The following is an 18,935-nucleotide window of genomic DNA, read 5'->3' on the forward strand; positions in this document are numbered from 1 at the left end:
GCGGCGGGCGTGCTCTTTGACATCGCGGTTGGATTGCAGAGGACCTCGCGAGTGGACCGAGGCCGGCGACACATCGCGCGCGAGTCCCCTGATGGGAAAGTGATGGGAAAGGCGTCCCGGTGCGGCGGACTTCGCTTCTGACTCTCCTCACGGATCACCCCTGAAGGTGATCGGCAGGCATCGGCGACGTGGACCGAGGAGTATCGACTTTCGGATCAAACGAAGCCACCGGGGAAACAGAACGTAAAGGGTTTCGGAGATGGATCTTCGGGGTTCATCCCGATCTCGGAAACGCGCGCGAACGAAGCCAACGGCCGAAGCCGTTGCAGAGGGGATCACTGGTATTCCCGGGTGAGGGGGATTCCGTCTTCCTGGCATTGGCCTTCGACGACGAGAATCGGTGAAACGCGCGAACGAAGCCACGGGAATCCTGAACGCAAGGGCTTTGACGACATCGGGTTGACATCTGAAATGGTGGAGGATCCTTGAATCGAACGAACCCGAGATCGATGCCACTCCCCCCGCGACGGAGCATCTGAAGGGAGGGCTGAGTCGACTTGCCCTCTCAGGGAGGATCGAGTAGGTTCCGCGCTCATTCATTCGCGAGGCGGGCAGGGAGGAAGCCGGCATGGAAGCCAGCATCCGAGAGCGTACGTTCGAAATCACCAAGGGCGAGGCCGACGCGAACTCCGAAGAGCCGCTCCCCCAGGCGCTCCAGGGACTTCGGATCGCCCTGGTCCATGACTGGCTCACCGGCATGCGGGGCGGCGAGAAGTGTCTGGAGGTGCTCTGCCGCGCCTTTCCGGACGCTCGCCTTTTCACCTTGATCCATCGCCGAGGAGCGACAAGCCCGGCGATCGAGTCCATGGCGATTCGGACGTCGCCGCTTCAGAAGGCTCCAGGCGTCTTTCGCTACTACCGGCACATGCTCCCCCTGATGCCCGCGGCGGCCTCGACGTGGCGGATCAAGAACGTCGACCTGGTCGTCAGTCTTAGCCATTGCGTCGCCAAGGCGGTCCGGGTGCCGGCCGGAACGCCCCACGTCTGCTACTGCTTCACGCCGATGCGTTACGCCTGGGAGGGTCGCGACGCTTATCTGGAGGGTTGGTCGGATCGTCCCATCCGCCGCGCGGTGGCCCGGACGATGCTGAACCGCCTCCGCGAGTGGGACCGATCGACGGCCGTCCGCGTCAGTCAGTTCGTGGCGATCTCAGAGACCATCCGACGTCGGATCGCGGCTTGCTATCTCCGCGAGAGCACGATCGTTCAGCCTCCCGTCGACGCCGATTACTATCATCCCGAATCGGGAACGGATCGCGAGGATTTCTATCTGATCGTCTCCGCGCTTGTCCCTTACAAGCGAGTCGACCAGGCGATCGCGGCCTGCCAACGGTCTGGCAAGCGGCTGATCGTGATCGGCGCAGGGCCTGACCGCAGCCGATTGGAAGCCGCGGCCGGACCGACCACGACGTTTCTGGGCTGGCAGTCGGATGAGGTCATCCGCGACCACTATCGACGCTGCCGCGCCCTGCTCTTCCCCGGCGAGGAAGACTTCGGGATCGTGCCCGTCGAGGCTTTAGGATGTGGGGCGCCGGTCATCGCCCTTCGACGGGGAGGGGCTTCGGAAACCGTCCCTGATTCATGCGGTCGGCTTTACGACGCCCCCACGGTCGACGCCCTGGCGGCGGCCGTCGAAGGCTGGGAGGCTGATGGTCGACCGCACGACCCAGCCGAGGCCCGAGCCCGCGCCGAGTCGTTCGCACTCCCGGTGTTTCGACGCCGGTTGCTCGGCGTCCTGGCGGACTCTGTGACGACTCGGGAACGCCACGCGGGCGTGCCGAGACCTCACATCGCCGCGCCGGGCGTCGCGGAACGACGCCGGCGCGACGGTTGAGGAAGGGTCAGGGCTTCGTCGTCGGCTGAGCCGGCGAGGCGACCCGCGGGACCGACTCGAACAGCGCGATCAGGTCGGCGATGTCCTGATAGCTGAGCGGGTCGAGCAACCCCTCGGGCATGACCGAGATCGTCGAGGGCTTCTGCTCCTCGATCTCGTTCTTGGGGATCGAGATCTTCGAGCCGTCCGGGACGAGCAGGACCATCGTGGGGCCATCGGCCACGACGGGCATGCCGCTGAGGATACGGCCGTCGGAGAGTGCGACGGTGATCGGCTTGTACTGGTCGGAGATCACCTTCGAGGGCGTGACGATCGAGTCCAGGATGTCAGCCGGTTGGAACCGGCTGTTGACCGTCGAGAGGTCGGGGCCGAGGCCCTGGCCCTTCTCGCCGAACTTGTGGCAGTCCAGGCAGCGGATACGCTCCATGACAAGCGTTCCGCGCTTCGGCGAAGCGTTCTTCATGACGTCCGCCTGAAGGACGTTGCGGACGAGGTCGGCGAGGTCGCGCGACTTCGCCGCGGCGGCCATCGTCTCGGTCGTCGCCGGGCCGTTCGGGTGCTTGGCCTTGTAGGCCCGATCCCAGAAGGCGAGTTCCTTCTCGTAGTCTCCGGCGTCCGGGGTTCCGGGCTTCCCTAGCCACTTGTTCGCGATCTGCCGAATCGGCCCGCGCAACCCCGGCTCGGCTCGGCGGGCCAGACGGATCAGCGAGGCGGGAGCCTCGGCGCCATCGGGCGTCCCGTCGATGCGCTGAAGGGCTCGCAACAGCAGCCGCAGCGTGTTCTCGTCCCGGGAGTCGAGAGCCGCGGCCAGCGTCGGCAGGTCCTCCTTCGAGGGCCGTTCGGCCATGGCCCGGATGAGCCGTTCCCGACTTCCCGGGTCGGCCGCCATCAACGACCGGATGGCGACCCTCGCCGACTCACTGGAGCTTCGGCCGAGCCGCTCCAGGATCGTCCCCTTCAGGTCGTCGGCCTGAGGGCCCTTCGCCTTGGCCTGAACGAGCCTTTCATAGAGGCCGGTCAGCGTCGCCACGCCGGCGGCGTCCTTCTCCACGTCCATCTCACGGACGAGGACGCGGGTCGGGAAGGGATGGGCCTCACCCTGGGCGAGCAGTTCCGCCCGCTCCTCGGGGGTCACGACGGGGAGCCAGTCTCGGAGCATCATGTCGAGGAAGCCGAGATAGCTGTAGCCGCCGTCCCACGTGCAAGCGCGGTCGAACCACTTCCAGAATTGCTTCTTGGAGGCCGAATCCCAGCCCGACTTGATCGTCCGCAGGCAGTACGTGTCGTGGATCTGCGAGACGGTGTCGGCCACGGCTTCCTGATGGGCCAGGATCGCCGGGACGGCCTTCGGTTCGTCAAGGAAGGCAAGGAGCTTGGCGACCTCGCGATTGACCGGCGTGTCCACCTTCTCGGAGAACATCGCCAGCAGCCGGGGACGGAACTCCCTGGAAGCCGAAACCTCCGCCTTGCTCGGCCCGAGCAGATAGGTGAGCTGAATCAGCCGGAGCAGATCGAGCCGCAGGTCGGAATCGAGGTTCTGCTGAAGCAGGCTCAACTGGCGAGCGAACAGATCGCTCTGAGCCGCCTGGTCGAATTTCGTCCCACGGACAAGGGCGAGCATCGCTTCGAGTTGCGAGCGAGTTCCGTCGACGGCCAGCAGGGCGTCGCGGTACTTCGCGGGATCCGCATGCTCGATCGCGGTCCGAGCAGCAGACCGCAGGAATCGATCCGAACCGCCGAGGAGCGGCATCAGCGCGGCGGCGGGGATCGTCTCGCCCGGCTGCTGCATCAGCGACTCGCAGGCGTGCCGCTGCACGAACGGATCCTTGTCGCCGAGGGCTTTCGTCAAGGCCTGTCGCGAGGCGTCGGTGGCGTGGTAGCCCAGCAGCGAGACGGCCCGTCCGCGAACAGTGGCGTCAGCGTCGGTGGACAGGGCGATCAACAGCGATTCCGAGGGGGCCGGTCCGTGCTGCTCCATCAGGTCGAGGGCCCGAGCTCGGTGAGCGGAACTCGTTCGACCGGAGGCGTCGCGAGCCGCGGCCTCGAGTCGGGTCTTCCATTCACCCTCATGGGCGGCTTTGAGCTTAGCGACCTGCTTGCTGGAATAGCTCGATAGAGGGGAGTCGATCTCCAGGGCAGCGGCGAGGAAATCGGACGGGGTCGACTTCGGGCTCGCCGCGCGGGTCGACTTGAGACGGAAGAGGCCCCCCTGTGTGCCGCGACCGCCCGTGGTGAAGTAGACGCAGCCGTCGGGGCCCGTCTCGATGTCGGTGCAGTTGAGCGGCTGGCCGCTGACCATCTCCTGGGCCTTGCCGCTGTAGGACGCGCCGTCCTTGGTCAGAGCGATGGCCAGAATTCGGCCCTGAGACCAGTCGCAGATGAAGAACTGGTCGCGATATTCCGCCGGGAACTGGCTCCCCTGATAGAAGGTGACGCCGGTGGGGCTGCCGCGACCCAGGTCGATCGTCGCGGGGAGGCTGTCGAAGTAGTAGGCCGGCCAGTCGGCCGAGCCGTTCCGCCAGCCGAGTTCGCCGCCGATCGGGCAGTGGTTCACGCGGACGGGGCGATACCAGGGAACGCCGACGTCCCACTCCATGTCGCTGTCGAAGGTGAAGAGTTCGCCCTGGCTGTTGAAGGCGAAGTCGTACTGGTTGCGGAAGCCGCCGACGACGCGCTTCCAGCTCTTGCCCATGTCGTCGCTGCGATAGATCTCGCCGCCCGGCGCGAGGATCCCGGCTGCGTGGCCCCGCGAGTCGTTCATGTGGGGGAGCAGCTCGCCCTCGTAGGCGATGTTGAGCGGGCTGGCTGGATCGATCGGCGGTTTCAGATGCGAGTGATTGCCGCTGTTGTAGTAGAGCCGGCCGTCCGGGCCGATCATCACGGCGTGGGGGCCGTGTTCGCCCATGCCGCCGTTCACGCCTCGGATCAGCTCGGCCTTCTCGAAAACGCCGTCCTTGTCCGCGTCGGTGAGGCGATGCAGACCGGGCTCGTTAGGGCCCTGGCCCACGGCGTAGAGCGCATCGCCCGCGAAGTGGAGGCCCTGGCAGTTGGTGACGGCCGTTTCGATCACCACCGCCTTCTCAAAGACGCCGTCGTGATCCTCGTCGACGAGTCGGGCGATGGGACCACGCTCAACCGAGACGCAAGGCGCGCCGTCGGGGTCGAACGTGAAGGCGATCACGGAGCCCGTCACCTTCGGACTGGCCGCCGTCTCAACCTTGAATCCTTCGGGGGTACGGAATCGATCCGCAGCGTCGCCGAGGCCGAGCGCGAGTCGTCCCCAGGGTTCGACGCCGAACTCGCCGAGATCCACGGGGGCAGGCCAGCGGGAGTCGTCGAAGTCGAGTCCCTTCCAGGAGTCGTTGGGAGGAACGTCGGGGACGGCTCTCCAAGTCTGGTTGGTGTGGACGGGCGCTCCTTGCCCCAGCGGCAAAGCCCCGCCGGAGACGAGAAAGCCAGCGCGACCAGGCGCTTCGTTGGAAGCCCAGGCGGCCAGGACGTGTCGCCCCGCGCCGATCTGAACGTCGACCTTCTCAGGGTTCCGCCAGTCCTCTCCACCCGCGACCTTGCGGCCGTCCAGGAACAGCTCGAAAGCGTTGTCGGCGGCGGCGAAGAGCGAGAGACGCGACGGCTCCTTGACGACGAAGTTCTTGCGGAAATAGCAGCGTTCCGCGGGAATGCCGTGGGGATCGGCAAGCCCCGATCTCCAGATCCAGTGCGGCGCAGCGGCTTCCTGGCCTCGCACCGCCACCGCGGCGCTCGCGCCCAACAAACACGCGGCCGAGAGCATGAACGCCCATGCGCCTCGCCCCCGGTGTAAACGTTCGTCCCACACCATGCGTCTCTCCAACTCGGGGACTGTGTCGAACCGATTCGACCGGGCGCACGACAAGCCCGGACCGCTCGTCAGGCCTTGGGTTTCCGCGAGGCCTTCTCTTCGAGGCCGCTGACGCCGAATCGACGGTGAAGTTCAGCCTCAACGTCGGACCAGTCGAGATCGCGATAGCCGAGCATCACCGCGGCATGGAACACGAGGTCGGCGACTTCCTTGACGAGGTGTTCGCGACCGGCGTCGCCGGGCTCGTCGCCCGCTTCGACGACCTCAGCGGCCTCTTCGATGATCTTGGCGCCAATCGCCGCAACGCCGCCGTTCATCAGCTTCGCCACGTAGGACGGTTTGGTGGACGTCTGAGCCTTACGCTCTTCGATCACCTTCATCAACGAGGCCATCACCGATGCTTCCGCCATGTTCAACCTTCCTGCATCACCCCCGTGAGAACGAGGGCTCAGTGCGATCCCGACCGCCTGCGAGACAGGATAACAGGGAGGACGACGATTCCCACAAACTTTCTGGGTTTCGATTGCGACACGCTCGTAAAGACTTACGTCGTGGCGAAACGCCTCGGCGACCAGAGGTTTGGATGCGCCGGCGCGTCATCGTAGACTGTGGGGAAACCGCTCGCGGCTCGCCGGAGAAACCCGCGAGACACGCGCGAAGGGAGGCCAAGCATGCACGACGAGGATCAGATACCGATCTGGCTGTTCATCGGTGGAATCCTGACGATCTACGGCCTCCTGATTCTGGGCGCAGGGCTCTATGCCTTGATCTCGCCTCCGCCCGCGGACGCCCGAGTCGCCCTGTTCGACCTTCATGCCGACGTTTGGTGGGGACTTCTGATGTCGGGAGTCGGGCTAGCCTACGTCGTTCGCTATCGGCCTCGAAAGCAGCACGCGACCAGAATGATGGATTGATGACGAGGTTGCCCGACCCAAGGTCGAATTGACACCAGGGTGGCTTGCACCTACGATGCCGGCCTTCAGGGCCCTTGGAAACAGGCGCCGACTGCGATCCTCGTGATTTTTTTGGCGCGCGGATGCGCGAGTCATCAGGAGATTACGAGTTACGAGAAGCCTCCGATCCGGATGCACCGTCAGCATCACGTGACTCATGAGCAATTATCGATCCGGAGCCTAGACTAGCTAAGGTGGAGAAGACGCGAAGACCGATAGAACGTGGAGTTGTGAGTGCGAGCTGATGGAGCTCACAAGGAAGCGAGCTTAGCTCGAGCCCTCAAGGAAGTGCCTTCTCGAATGGCGAGCCCGACACTCAGCAAGCCAAGACCGCGACCGTCGACGCCCCTGAAAACGGCTCGGCGGGGACGCTCGAACGAGACCGCGGACGCGTCATGTCCACGCGCCCGGGGACGTCGGATCGCTTCTAATGTCGCCTACCTGAGTCTTGCCGAGCTTTTCTGTCGGGCCTCGTCGGTTTTCGTGACGCTGGCCTTGATGAAAAGGTTGGGCGGCAGCGGTTACGGACGGGTCGAATTCGCCTTCAGCATCGTCTTCTGGCTCGTGCTCCTCGTTCGAGACAGCAGCGACGTCATGGTGGCGAGGGAGCTTTCTCGCCATCCCCGCCTCATCAAGCCGCTCGTCGACCACGTCCTGGCGTTCAAGTCGCTCCTGGCTCTGACGCTCTTCTCCGCCCTGTGGCTCGGCGGCTGGCTGACGCTGAAGGATCCCGCCGACGTCTCCATCCTGACGCTCTACGGGCTGCTCCTCTTCACCACCGCAATCGGGCTCGACTTCGTCTATCGAGGGACGGAGCGGATGGGGTTGCTGGCGGTTTCGCTGTGTCTTCGGACGATGTTCTACGGGGCGGGCGTGCTGGCGTTCGTCGGTGACGCGACGCGGATCACGTGGGTGCCGATGTTTCTTGCAGTCGGCGAGGCTGGCGGCATCGGGCTGATCTGGTTGAGCTACCTGCGTCGATATCGCATGCCTCGCCCGCGATTCAGCCTGCGATTCATCACGATTCTCCTCCATCGCGGCAAAACCGTCTGTGCGATCCAGCTCTCCCAGGCGCTCATCATCGCCGCGGACGTGCTGGTCGTTGGGATGACGAGCGACTGGGGAGACGTCGGGCGTTATGGGGCCCAGTACCGAATCGTCACGGTGTTCCTGACGTTCGGCCTGATCGTTCAGCACGCGACGTTCCCGACGCTCTCGCGCCTCTGGCGACACCACCCGGACGCCGGACGCGTGGCTCTCGACTCACTCGTCGAGGCCCTGCTGACGTTCATGATCCCGCTGGCCGTGGGCGTCACGATCCTCGCGGAGCCGCTCGTCGGCCTGCTGGGCTCATCCGACTATGATGGTGCGGGGTTGCTGCTGGCCGTCGGCATCTGGCGGGCGCCGCTGCTGACAATCGCGTTCTGCTATCAGACGACTCTCATCGCCCTGAACCGTGAGAGTGTGGGGGTCGGTTCGCTGGTTGCGGCGGCGATTGGGATCGGGCCGCTGGTCTACCTCATGAGAAGCCAGTTTGGGCTCGTCGGAGCGACGGCGGCCGTGCTGCTGATCGGCCTGACTCTCGTGATCGCGGGCTATCAGAGCCTCGCTCGCGAGGGCAGACAGCCAGCCTGGCATCACCACCTGGGGAGACCGCTGCTGGCCTCCGCTGCGATGGTTCCCGTCTCGCTGTCGCTGGTCCGCTGGAACGTCGGTGCGGCGGTTGTCGGCGGAGCACTCACGTATCTAATCATGCTCGTCGCCACCGGCGGCCTGGCGCGGACCCGAAGCTGGCGAGCCGCGTTTCATCCCCATGACGCCGTAGTGACAACGGTTTCGGCCGACGACCCTCCCCTCTGATCCGACGACTGGGCTCGCGCGACAGGAGGTCGCCCTTGAAATTCTGCATGATTACCACCTTCTTCGGGCCCCACAGTTTCGGCGGGGACGCCGCTTACGTCGATCGGCTCTGCCAGGCTCTTTGCCGTCGCGGTCACGCAGTCCACGTCTTCTACTGCGTCGACGCCTTCAACGCCGTCCGCGGCGAGCATCCGCTCCGCGCGTACACTCCGACTCCCGGCCTTCACCTGCACCCGCTCGAGAGCGGCTACGGCACGCTCTCACCGCTCGCGACGCAGGCGACCGGACGGCCGTTCTTCAAGTCTTCGGCGCTCCGGGAAGTGCTCGACGCCGACGACCTCGACGTCATCCACTTCCACAACATTTCGCTTGTCGGCGGCCCCGGCGTTCTCGGCCTCGGAGCCAACAAGTCGGCCGTGCGGATCATGACAGCGCATGAGCACTGGCTGATCTGCCCGATGCACCTGCTCTGGAAGTACGACCGCAAGGCCTGCGACTCTGCTTCCTGCCTGAGATGCTCGATCGCCGGCAAGCGGCCTCCCCAGGCCTGGCGCTACACGGGGGCGATCCCTCGGGCGATGAGCAACCTCGACGCCCTGCTCTTTCCAAGCGCTCACGCGCTCCAGGAACACCGAAGCCGCGGCGCCGATCGTTGGGCGCCGCTCGTCCACCTCCCCTACTTTCTCCCCGATGACTGGTCCGGTGGGATCGAGGACGAGGAGCCGTCGCCGACGGAGCGGCCTTACCTCGCCGCTGCCGGCCGGCTCGTCGCGATGAAGGGCTTTCAGCGACTCATCCCGTTGATGAAGCATCTCCCCGAGGCCGACCTTCGGATCGCCGGCACGGGCCCTTTTGAGGCCAAGCTCAAGAAGCTGGCCGAGGGGCTGCCCAACGTTCGGTTCGAAGGGCTCCTCGGCGGCCGCGGGCTCGCGAGTCTCTTTCGAGGAGCACGGGCCGTCGTGGTGCCGTCGCTGTTCCCGGAGACGTTCGGATACGTCGTTCTGGAGGCCTTCGCGACCGCCACGCCCGTGATCGTACACGAAGGCGGCGGGGCCATCCGTGAGACCGGCGTGGAAAGCGGCGGCGGACTCGGATATCGCACCGACTCCGAGCTCCTCACCGCGATGCGCAGGATGGTCCATGACGAGGACCTCCGAGCGGAAACGGCCTCGCGCGGCTTCTCACAGCGGATCGGTCCTTGGTCGGAGACCGAGCACGTTCACCGCTACTTCGAGCTGATCGCCGAGCTGCGGGAAAGCCGCCGCGCCGGGGTTCGGACTCGAACGGATGGGGCTCACAGCCACGTCGCGGTGGGCGATCTCAAGCGTAGCGTCTCCAGCCGATTCGAGAGCGCCGATCAAGAGGCACTCTAAGGTTGCAGGCGGGAGGCGGCCCGGCGACGGGCGGTTCGCGCCGCCCTGCACTCCCGTTCGCGGCCGGGCCCGTCGATAGCCAGGTCGTCAGCGCTGAGTTGAATCCCGGCGGGAGCGAGCGAGCATTTGTTCCAGGGGATCGGGCGTCCCTTCGGCGTTCTTGCGGAACAGCCTTGCCGTGGGATCTTGCGCCCATCGATCAGCCGCGAGCCGAGGGAGCATGCGGTTGTAGAGCAGGGTCACCGATGATTTCGGGCGAGAGCCTCGATGACGCTCGATCTCTTTGACGGCCTCGGCGAGCGGCCATCCCATGCTGGCGAACCGATACATACCGACCCAGGCCGGTGATCGGTCCATACTGGCGTGGCAATGCACCAGGACGGGCCAGTTGGCGGGATCGTCGGCCAGCGCCAGGGTCCTGGGAATGCTGTCGATGCCCGTCGGATCCTCGGGAGGCTGCGTATAACAGGCGATCCCGTTCTCGCGGGCGAACGCCTGTTCGTCGGGCCAATGCGGGCTGCCCTGACTGGTGAACTCAGGGAAGAGGTTGATGATCGTCTTGAACTGGTAACGGGGCTGGGCCAGCTTCAACCCAGCGTAGGTCGGCATCGCGCTAAGGTAGAGTCGACCCGGGATGATCTCCTTGAGCCTACCGATGGGACGCTGATACCAGAAGAGCCCCCGCCCCAGCACGTCCAGTCCGAGCGAAACGGCGATCAGCGCGACCGCGACGAACGCGCCTCGGCGTCTCACCGGGGCCTCGGGTGCGAGTCGCAGCATCGCCAGCGCCCAGGCGAGCACTCCCCACACGTAAACCCATCTGGGCCAGTACCCGAAGGGCTCACGATCGATCCAGGGCGTCTGACGGAGCACGATCAGCACCGCAGCGACGGCCATCAGAGCGAGGACGTTACGGCTCTTCGCCAGGGCGATGAGAGAACGAAATTCCCAGGGGCGCGCGGCCAGACCCACGATCACGACCAAAGCAAGCGCGGAGAGCCCCAACGTTACGCGCTGAATTGAAGGCGCTCTGTCGTCGAAGATCGTCCGCCAGCCCAATCCATACCAGCCGTCGAGCAACGGGCCTGGAGTTGAGGCGTGCCAGAATGCCGTCAGAGAGAGAGCCAGCGCCGCATATCGTAGGCGGTTGCGAGGATCGCGAGCACACCCCCAGGCCGACAGCACCAGGGCTGCGGAGGAGATGTAAACGGCCACGCAATCGATCGTGTCGCCAGCCTCAGCGAGTCGATACGCCGCCGGCGGGTATGTGTTGTAGGTCTGTCGTTCGACCCGTGGGAATTCCGGATCCACGTCGTGCTCATAGACGAGAATGGACCAAACCGCCGGGAGAGTGGCCAGAAGCAGGAAGATCCAGGGCCACATGCCCCGCCGGTCGGAATGCTCGATTGGCTCGGTCAAGGGTCGACGCCCCTTCCATGGGTCCCGCCGCCGGCCGAGCAGAAGTGCGCGGAGCGGACGAGCGGCATCGCCCGATGATCGCGATCATGAGAATTTCGTCAAGCCGCTCGTCGTTCAGAAGCCGTCGTATCGCGCAGAGCATGTTCGGCGAATTGTTCGGATTCGACGCGTCCCCGTCCGGTTCGCACCCCCAGTCGAACGAGCAAGCGCCGACGCAACTCGCGAACGGGTCGAGCGATGAATCGGTGGGCCTTGATCCACCAGGGTCTGCGAGCGGCGATCAACGTCTCGCCGAAGCCGCACTGATCCGGGCGGCAGCGAGCCCAGTGCTTGTTGAGGTGGTAGACGTCGCTTCCCATCAGAATGGAGAAGATCGGCTTGAGCGGCAGCCATCGCGGCCAGTCGACGCTGATCTGGAAGTCGAAGAGGCAGGGGCGGCCCTGAGCGTCCACCAGGACGTTTTCGCGCTTGTGGAGATCAACGTAGACGATCCGTCGATCGTGCATGGTCTGCAGGAGAGAGCGAAGCGTTGGGAAGAAGTCGTCTCCCACGGTTTCACGATCTCCGAGAGGGTGTCCCTCGAAGTACTCTCGCGCGACGCCGTTCCGCTGCAAAACGCCGTTCTGAACGACGGGTCCCGCCTGCGGCGGAATTCCAGGAATGCCCGCCAGCTTGCGCAGGATGCGCGACTCGCGACGAGCCGTTCCCAACCCCACCCAGAAGAGGGGCACGCCGAAGGCGGACGACTTGCGATGAAGCTTGACGACTCTCCGTTGACCGGCAGGCCCCTCGTAGAGGGCCGTCGCTGCCCAGGAGTCGTGCTTGAAAAGCTCGACGAGCCGATGGGGCTCGCCGCCGACCTCCAGCGTGTCGGGGGGAGCGTCGTTTCCGAGAGCCCGCAGCCAACGGGGTCTGGGACGACTCGGCTCGTTGCGATCAATCCGTCCGGGTTTCGTCCTTGACATGCCGGCTGGCTTCCTCATCGCATCTTTCATGCACGTCGAACCACGAACCACGCAAAGAGTTCTTCGGCTCGGAGGGAGGATTCCGTTAGCATCCCTGCTCGAAATCTCCCGATGATCGCTTTCATCGCTCAAATCCGAGTTTTCAGCAAGAGCGACAATCAAGAGTCGGGCCGCGCGCATAAAAACCGCCGGGGACATTCCCGGCGGCTGGAGATCTCGATCTGGTTGATACGGTGTCCAGCGATCAAGGAGTCGCCGGCTTCTCGGCTGGGGCGACGACGGGAGGATTCTCGCCGGTCGTCTTCACCGTATCCTTGTGTTCGATCTCCGTGGTCCCACCAGGACCTTTGATCTCTTCGTGCTGGGTCACGGAAGAGGTTTCGCCACAGCCGACTGCAAACAACGAGGCCGTCAGCAGGCCGGCGGAAGCGAGGTAAGTGAGCGACTTCTTCATGGGATTCTTCCTCGTGCTTGGACTTATTGAAAGGGACAGCAACCATCGACCTCGAAAGAAGGCGTTACGACGGCCGCTGATTGTCGTTAGGGTAGAAAGCAATCGACATGCCCATGTGCGTCGATCTACGGTGGAATTCCTTCGTTCCTCACGGCCTGAGATCGCCAGCGACGACGCTCGCCTGGTCGGTGAGGCAACGAATTGCACCTACGAAGGCGCCGTCGTTCCCCACCGCGCCGACCTTTGAATGGAATCGAGGGATGTGACGTATGGCGGAGGCGCAGTCAGGTGGCTTAGACTCGATGTTTCGAGACGACAGCGGGGGTCGGCTCGCGCGACGGTTGGGCCGATTCGCATGCGTCCCCCGGTCGCGAGGGCTCGGGGAACTATGACCGGCGAGAGCGATTCAGACCTCGACTCCGAAACGACGGATCACCCGCGCAGGGCCAAGTCGGACCGACTGCTGGCGATCCTGGAGCCTTATAACCGGGTGGTCGTCGTCTCCCACGTCAATCCGGATCCTGACTCCCTCGCGAGTATGCTGGCGATCCGGGAACTCGTTGAAAAGTGCCAGCCGGGGAAACCCGTCGTCCTCACCGTGGACGGAATGATCGCCCGGGCGGAGAACCGGGCCATGGTGGAGATGATCCCCATCCCCCTGGTGCCCGTCAAAACGGTCGCGCTGGATCGTGAGACGGCGGTCGTGATGGTAGACACTCAGCCTCACACCGGTCGGCGGTCGAGCGAGAGCGCGGTCCCGCAAGTGGTCATCGATCACCACGAAACCGGCGGGGATCTGGAAGGGGTGCTCTTCCATGACATCCGGACGCACATGGGGGCGTCCAGCACCATCGTGGCAGGCTACCTGCTCGAGCAGAAGGTAGTCGTCTCGCCGCAGTTGGCGACCGCCCTGCTCTATGGCATCGAGTCCGAGACGACCGGGTATCCTCGAGAAGCGTGCTCGCTCGACGACGGCGCTCTGGTCTGGCTCTTTCCAAGAGCCGATAAGGAACTGCTGGCGCGGATTCGGAACCCCAGGCTGCCGCAGAGCCACTTCGCGACGTTCCACCGAGCCCTTTCCAACGCATTCCTCTACCGCGATCTGATTTTCGCCTGGTGCGGGACGATCACCCAACCGGACATCGTCGCTGAGGTCGCCGACTTCTTTGTTCGCTTCGATCAGGTAAACTGGGTCCTCTCCGCCGGCCTGTTCGAGGACGGCTTGAAACTGTCGCTTCGCGCGACGGGTCTTGGCGGCGAGGCCGGCGAAGTGCTCCGGGAAGTACTCGAGGGAATGGGGAACGGCGGGGGCCACGACAAGCGAGCCGGAGGGCTCGTTCAGCTGGCCGACGCTTCACCCCGGGCTGTGGAGGGAGTACTTACCGAAATCCGCCGACGGCTGCTTGCCCGACTGGATATCGACGAACACCAGGGACGGAGATTGCTGGATGACGACAGCCGGATTCCCCCTCCCTGAATCATCATGAGTGAATGCGAGTTGCAACGAGCGCATCCACGATGTCGTTCACAATTCGTAGGCAATCGATCAATCCGGTGTTTATCCCCAGATAAGGGACGTTATATTTGGGGGGGCTGGTTGGACTACTCCGAAAGATATAGCGGATCGTCACATCGAAAGCACCGGCTTCTCACACCTCTGGCACGAAATAAACGCCTCTGGACTTGGAGCGGAATGGACCGAACCAATCGCCTCTTGCATCGTATGCTTGGATCGAGATAACGGTGATTTGAAGATGTGGCACTCGGAGGAGTAGGCATCCGATCGGCGACGGCTCAATCACAGTGCACAACGATCGAATGCTCTGATCCAAACTGACACGCAACTGATCGAGCGGCGTTGGAGTCGACTTCTGATGAAGGGTCGGAGTCGAACAGGTTTTACACTGATCGAGGTTCTGGTGGTGGTGTTCATCATCGCCGTCCTCCTCGCGCTTCTCCTGCCGGCTATTCAGTCGGCGAGGGCGGGCGCACGCCGTCTTCAGTGCACCAGTAATCTGAAACAGCTTGGACTCGCCATTCACAATTACGAACAGAGTTGGGGTGTTCTCCCTCCCCCGATCCTCCTGTTGGCGGCAGGCTCGAAAAACACCCCCGTCACCAAGGGGTGGAGCGCCCACTCACGGCTGCTCCCTTACATGGAAGCCGGGGCCCTCTACAACACCCTGAACTACAACGCCAGTTATGAAGATGCTCCCAACACGACGACGGCCGGAGTGAACGTCACGATCTTCATGTGCCCTGGCGATTCCAACTGGGGTCATGTCGCCACGTCGGGGCTGTCTGCGTTCTCAATGTTTCCGAGCGCAGCGCCATCCAACTACGCGGCCTGCACGGGCGACTGGTATGTCTGGGGAGGTCTGGGGATGAGCCCGAACCGGTCGGCGTTCACTCCCAACCAGAGTCGTCGTCTCTCGGAGTTTCAAGACGGTACGAGCAGCACGCTTCTGATGAGCGAAGTGTTGACTCAGCAGTTTCAGTTGACGGAGTGCGGCAGTGGGTTGGCTGCGCTGAGCCCGGCGGACGTGCCAGGAACCGACGTGCCAGCCCCCCAACGGGCGATCGTCAGGGGTGAGAGCACCTGCACGCCATGGGTGTTCGGTCATTCGTTCTGGGTGGCAGGGGGAGTCGACCAAACGGGTTTCACCACAGCGGAGCCGCCGAACTACAAGCTGACCTCGCAGCTGTCGCCAGGACAGGAACTCGACATGATCAGCACGCGAGAGTGGCTGGGAGGGCCGACCTATGGGGCGGTCGTCGCCCGAAGTCGGCATAACGGCGGAGTGAACTCACTGATGGGCGATGGCTCCGTGAGATTCATCAAGGAGACGATCAATTCCGGAGTGTGGCGGGCGATAGGGACGATCGGAAGCGGCGAGGTTGTCGACGCCTCTGGGTTCTGATCGAATCTCGTCGGGATGGTATAATTGAAGCGATGGTACCGCCGCACCAGCGAACGCCGGGGCGGCTTTGTCGTTTTCAGGCCGTGTCGGTCGAGGAACGTCGCTCGTGAAACCGCCGCTGGAAATCTATCTGCTCGGCGCGGTGGACTTCGCCGAGGTCCAGCAACTTCAACGACGGCTGGTCTATGAGCACGGTGAACGCGGCGGCGCAACTCTCTTGCTCTGTGAACACCCCCCCACGCTGAGTGTGGGACGCTCCGGCAGTCGCGCGCATGTCGCCGTCGACGACGGCGCTCTCGCTGCCATGGGGATTCGAACGCACTGGGTCAATCGAGGAGGGGGTTGCGTCCTTCATCTTCCGGGTCAACTCGTCGGTTACTTCATTTTTCCCCTCGACCCAATGGCTTCGCCGGCGATGGCGCACGTCCAACGACTCCAGCGAATTCTCCTCAACGTTCTTGAAGAGTTCGAGTTGAAGGGCGGCGTGCATCACGATCTCGGCGGCGTTTACCTGGGCTCGTCGCGGGTGGCGTCGATCGGGGTGGCGGTTAGTCGAGGGATCGCCTATCATGGATTTACGCTCAACGTCGGTCCGTTCCTCGACCTGTTCGACGCACTCGTCGAGCCCGGTCCCGGCGGTTTGCTCCTAAGGCAGACCTCGATGGAATCCCGCCGTCAGCGGCCCGCGCCGATGCCGAAGGTGAGGGAGGCGATCGCACGCCACGTTGAGTCGGTGTTTGAGCTGGATCGGCATCACGTTTATACGCATCATCCGCGATTAAGGCGGAAGGTCCTGACCCATGCTTACGCTCCCAGTCCTGGATGAACGTCCGGACGAACGGGAACCCTCCTCATGCGGCTCCTCCGCTCCTCAGGTCGTCGAGATCGGCCGGAAGCCGAGGCGACTTCCTGAGTGGCTCAAGCGACCGATCCCTTCCGGCGGAGGGATGTACTTCGCGCAGAAGTTGGTCTCGGAGCTGGGGCTGGAAACGATCTGCGAGTCAGGCAAGTGTCCGAACCGCTCCGAATGTTGGAGCCGACGGACCGCCACCTTCATGATCCTGGGCGAGACCTGCACCCGCCCTTGCGGCTTCTGCGCCGTGAAGCGAGGCCGGCCGGAGGCGGTGGCCGAGGATGAGCCGGAGCGCGTCGCCGAAGCCTGCGCCCGCATGGGCCTCCGCCACGTCGTCATCACGTCGGTCACGAGGGACGACCTGCCCGACGGCGGCGCCGATCACTTCCGCCGCTGCATCCTCGCCGTCCGCGAACGGACCGGCGCGACGATCGAGGTCCTCACGCCCGATTTCAACGGACGGGAAGACCAGGTCGCCATCGTGCTCGAGGCTCGGCCCGAGGTCTTCAACCACAACATGGAGACGGTCGCCCGCCTACAGCAGTACGTCCGTCGCAAGAGCCAGTACGAGGTGAGCCTTCGCGTCCTGGAGGTCGCCAAGAAGATCAGCCCGGAGACCCGCACCAAGAGCGGCTTGATGCTCGGTCTGGGCGAAACGACCGGCGAATTGATGGACACTCTGGCCGACCTTCGGTCGATCGACTGCAACCTGCTGACGCTCGGTCAGTACTTGCAGCCCTCGCCGAGGCACCTGCCTCCTGAGCGTTACCTGCCGCCGGCCGAGTTCGACGAACTCGGCCGTCTGGCTCGTCAGATGGGCTTCGACGAGGTCGCTAGCGGCCCCTTCGTTCGCTCCAGCTACCATGCCGATGAGATGGCCCGGGTCTGACCGCAAGCGAACCCGAACCCTAACATCGGCCTCTCTCCCTTGTCATCCCCTTCCGACGATCTCCCGAGGTGGATCGGTCATGCCAGCGACATTGTTTCAGAAAGTCTGGGACCGTCACGTCCTGTCCGTCACCAATGAGGCGACGCTCCTTTACATCGATCGCCACCTGGTTCACGAAGTGACCAGCCCTCAGGCTTTCGATGGGCTTCGCCTTGCCGGGCGGAAGGTCCGCAGGCCCGACCTCACCTTCGCCACCATCGATCACAACGTCCCGACCGAGAATCAGCTCGACATCCGCGACCCGCTCTCCAGGCGGCAGGTCGAGACCCTGCGCTCCAACTGCCAGGAGTTCGGGCTGAACTTCTACGATATTCACAGCGGTCGGCAGGGCATCGTGCACGTCATCGGCCCCGAGTTGGGAATCACCCTGCCGGGGACCACGATCGTCTGCGGCGACAGCCACACGAGCACCCACGGGGCGTTCGGCGCGCTGGCGTTCGGGATCGGCACGAGCGAAGTCGAGCACGTCATGGCGACTCAGACGCTCTGGCAGGGCAAGCGGCCTGCCGCGTTGGGCGTCGAAGTGACCGGCACGCTGGGCCCGGGTCTCGAACCCAAGGACATCATCCTGGCCGTCATTCGGGCCATCGGCACCGCCGGCGGCACGGGAACCGTCATCGAGTATTACGGGCCGGCCATCCGCGCCCTCTCGATGGAAGGCCGTTTGACGATCTGCAACATGTCGATCGAGGGCGGCGCCCGCGCGGGTCTGATCGCGCCGGACGATGTCACTTTCGAGTATTTCAGCAAGGTCGACCGCCCCTACGCACCCAAGGGGAAGGATCTTGAAGCCGCCATCGCCGACTGGCGGACGCTCGCGACCGATCCTGACGCGACCTTCGATTCCCACGTCTCGATCGACGCCTCGAAGCTCGTCCCCCAGGTGACCTGGGGCACGAACCCAGCGATGACCGTGGACGCCGACGGTCACATCCCGACGCTCGACGAACTTCCGAGTTCCCTCCGCGCCGAGGCCGATCGGGCCTTCACTTACATGGGCCTGACCCCAGGCACTCCGCTCGATCAGATCCCGGTCGACGTGGTTTTCATCGGGTCGTGCACGAACGGACGAATCGAAGACCTCCGCGCCGCGGCCAAGGTCATGAAGGGCCGAAAGGTCGCTCCGGGCGTTCGCGCGTTGGTTGTGCCTGGCAGTGAGCAGGTCAAGAGCCAGGCCCACGCCGAGGGGCTCGACCAGATCTTCCAGGAAGCCGGCGCCGAATGGCGCGAGGCTGGTTGCAGCATGTGCTTGGCGATGAACCCGGACAAGCTCCAACCCGGTCAACGAGCCGCGAGCACCAGCAACCGCAACTTCGAGGGTCGACAGGGACCCGGCGGTCGGACGCACCTGGTCAGCCCGTCGATGGCTGCCGCGGCCGCTGTGACCGGTCGGTTCACGGACGTCCGCCGACTGCTGGACCGTTGACCCACGTCGACCATCGTCGAGACACAAGCC

Annotated in this window: 14 protein-coding genes; 9 read left to right on the forward strand and 5 right to left on the reverse strand. The window is 64.3% G+C overall.

The features are described 5' to 3' along the window. Positions 1-628 precede the first annotated feature (628 nt). Positions 629-1,894 (forward strand): glycosyltransferase, encoded by a 1,266-nt coding sequence (locus tag G5C50_RS03965; protein ID WP_165065264.1) that lies wholly within the window; start codon positions 629-631, stop codon positions 1,892-1,894. A gap of 7 nt (positions 1,895-1,901) precedes the next feature. On the opposite strand, the gene G5C50_RS03970 is transcribed toward G5C50_RS03965, so the two are convergent. Together G5C50_RS03970 and G5C50_RS03975 are read right to left on the reverse strand one after the other, a co-directional pair. After that, positions 1,902-5,732: a HEAT repeat domain-containing protein gene (locus G5C50_RS03970; protein WP_165065267.1), complete on the reverse strand. Its 3,831-nt coding sequence runs from the start codon at positions 5,730-5,732 to the stop codon at positions 1,902-1,904. Positions 5,733-5,800: 68 nt separating this feature from the next. Beyond that, positions 5,801-6,142 carry a phosphoribosyl-ATP diphosphatase gene (locus G5C50_RS03975; RefSeq protein WP_165065270.1) on the reverse strand — a complete coding sequence of 114 codons (342 nt, stop codon included), beginning with the start codon at positions 6,140-6,142 and terminating at the stop codon, positions 5,801-5,803. A gap of 261 nt (positions 6,143-6,403) precedes the next feature. On the opposite strand from G5C50_RS03975, the gene G5C50_RS03980 reads away from it, so the two are divergent. From G5C50_RS03980 to G5C50_RS03990, 3 genes are all read left to right on the forward strand, one after another. Next, positions 6,404-6,646: a hypothetical protein gene (locus G5C50_RS03980; RefSeq protein ID WP_165065273.1), complete on the forward strand. Its 243-nt coding sequence runs from the start codon at positions 6,404-6,406 to the stop codon at positions 6,644-6,646. 339 nt (positions 6,647-6,985) lie between these two features. Further along, positions 6,986-8,545 carry an oligosaccharide flippase family protein gene (locus G5C50_RS03985; protein ID WP_165065275.1) on the forward strand — a complete coding sequence of 520 codons (1,560 nt, stop codon included), beginning with the start codon at positions 6,986-6,988 and terminating at the stop codon, positions 8,543-8,545. 35 nt (positions 8,546-8,580) lie between these two features. Beyond that, positions 8,581-9,918: a glycosyltransferase family 4 protein gene (locus G5C50_RS03990; protein WP_240906952.1), complete on the forward strand. Its 1,338-nt coding sequence runs from the start codon at positions 8,581-8,583 to the stop codon at positions 9,916-9,918. Between the two features lie 87 nt (positions 9,919-10,005). Here the strand turns inward: G5C50_RS03990 and G5C50_RS03995 are convergent, their stop codons facing one another. From G5C50_RS03995 to G5C50_RS04005, 3 genes are all read right to left on the reverse strand, one after another. Then, positions 10,006-11,337, reverse strand: a complete 1,332-nt coding sequence (locus tag G5C50_RS03995) for a protein-tyrosine phosphatase family protein (protein ID WP_165065278.1) — start codon at positions 11,335-11,337, stop codon at positions 10,006-10,008. 98 nt (positions 11,338-11,435) lie between these two features. Continuing rightward, positions 11,436-12,302, reverse strand: coding sequence for a protein kinase family protein (locus G5C50_RS04000; protein ID WP_165065281.1), 867 nt, complete (start codon positions 12,300-12,302; stop codon positions 11,436-11,438). Between the two features lie 244 nt (positions 12,303-12,546). Beyond that, on the reverse strand, positions 12,547-12,756 hold the full coding sequence (locus tag G5C50_RS04005; RefSeq protein ID WP_165065284.1) for a hypothetical protein: 210 nt from the start codon (positions 12,754-12,756) through the stop codon (positions 12,547-12,549). 388 nt (positions 12,757-13,144) lie between these two features. Here G5C50_RS04005 and G5C50_RS04010 point away from each other — a divergent pair, with 388 nt between their 5' ends. The 5 genes from G5C50_RS04010 (at position 13,145) to leuC (ending at position 18,905) form a co-directional block, all read left to right on the forward strand. Further along, positions 13,145-14,233 carry a DHH family phosphoesterase gene (locus tag G5C50_RS04010; RefSeq protein WP_165065287.1) on the forward strand — a complete coding sequence of 363 codons (1,089 nt, stop codon included), beginning with the start codon at positions 13,145-13,147 and terminating at the stop codon, positions 14,231-14,233. Between the two features lie 397 nt (positions 14,234-14,630). Then, entirely contained in the window at positions 14,631-15,677 is a 1,047-nt protein-coding gene (locus G5C50_RS04015; RefSeq protein WP_165065706.1) for a DUF1559 domain-containing protein, read from the forward strand. 106 nt (positions 15,678-15,783) lie between these two features. Beyond that, the gene (locus G5C50_RS04020) at positions 15,784-16,503 is read left to right on the forward strand and encodes a lipoyl(octanoyl) transferase LipB (protein ID WP_165065290.1); all 720 of its coding nucleotides are present in this window, start codon (positions 15,784-15,786) and stop codon (positions 16,501-16,503) included. After that, the gene (lipA, locus tag G5C50_RS04025; RefSeq protein WP_165065293.1) at positions 16,478-17,419 is read left to right on the forward strand and encodes a lipoyl synthase; all 942 of its coding nucleotides are present in this window, start codon (positions 16,478-16,480) and stop codon (positions 17,417-17,419) included. The genes G5C50_RS04020 and lipA overlap by 26 nt, the downstream gene beginning before the upstream one ends. 79 nt (positions 17,420-17,498) lie before the next feature. Continuing rightward, a complete protein-coding gene (leuC, locus tag G5C50_RS04030; RefSeq protein WP_165065296.1) occupies positions 17,499-18,905 on the forward strand; it encodes a 3-isopropylmalate dehydratase large subunit in 1,407 nt (468 codons plus the stop codon). Positions 18,906-18,935 lie beyond the last annotated feature (30 nt).

The organism is Paludisphaera rhizosphaerae, from assembly GCF_011065895.1.
Lineage (GTDB): Bacteria > Planctomycetota > Planctomycetia > Isosphaerales > Isosphaeraceae > Paludisphaera > Paludisphaera rhizosphaerae.